We start from the raw sequence: 903 nt of genomic DNA on the forward strand, positions 1-903 counted from the left end.
CGCGTCAGGAGCGGCGGCGGGCCGGGCTCATTGCGGCGCCGAGGCCCACGACGATGACGGCCACGAACAGCAGTCCCCAGCGCGCGGTGACGAGCGCGAGCAGTGCGATGACGACGCCGACGATCACGACGACGCGAGCCAGCAGCATCCGCACGCGCGGCGTGAACCACCTGGCGCCCGCGCGCCGCTCGGAGGTCACCCTGCGACCGTGAAGGGGCGCCCGGTCGCCTGCTCGGCGAACGCCCACACCCGCGCGCCGATGGACGGGTCGGACGAGACGCGGGTGGGCGACTGCAGCGTCGGCTCACCACGTGTCAGGTAGCGCGGACCCCAGAACTGCCCGCCCTCCACGTCGGCGGCGGTCAGCGCATGCAGCACGACCTCGGCGCCACGGTGCTTGCCCTGCGCCCACGCGGCCTGCAGCGCGTCGCCGAAGCGTCCGCCCCGGCCGGGCTCGTTGACACCGGGGACCGTGGGCGTGCGTCCGCTCACCGAGTAGCCCGGATGCGCGACGACGCTGGCCGTGGGCACCCCGGCCGCCCGCAGCCGGCGGTCGAGCTCGAAGCCGACCGCCTGCGCTGCGATCTTGGACTGCGCGTACGCCCGCCACCCGTCGTAGCCGCGCTCGAGCTGCAGGTCATCGACCCGGAACGTCGAGAGCCGCGTCGCCAGCGACCCGAGCGACACCACCCGGGCGCCGGGCGCCAGATGCGGCACGAGCCGGCCGAGCAGCGCGAAGTGCCCGAGCGCGTTCGTCGCGAGCACGAGCTCGTTGCCGTCGACCGACTCCTCGCGGCGGCGCGGCGGGTGCACGATGCCGGCGTTGGCGACGATCCCGTCGACGGCCTCACGGCCGGCCGGGTCGTCGCTCGCGATGTCGACGGTCGCGCCCTTGGTGAGGCC

General features: G+C 75.3%; 2 protein-coding genes. Both read right to left on the reverse strand.

What is annotated here, in order from left to right:
• Positions 1-4 precede the first annotated feature (4 nt).
• Positions 5-199 (reverse strand): hypothetical protein, encoded by a 195-nt coding sequence (locus tag GH736_RS23525; protein WP_159607487.1) that lies wholly within the window; start codon positions 197-199, stop codon positions 5-7.
• On the reverse strand, positions 196-903 hold a 708-nt coding region (locus tag GH736_RS23530), incomplete at its 5' end, for an SDR family NAD(P)-dependent oxidoreductase (protein WP_159607489.1). The genes GH736_RS23530 and GH736_RS23525, both read right to left, overlap by 4 nt.

The sequence above is a fragment of the Agromyces humi genome, assembly GCF_009720255.1.
Taxonomy (GTDB): Bacteria; Actinomycetota; Actinomycetes; order Actinomycetales; family Microbacteriaceae; genus Agromyces; species Agromyces humi.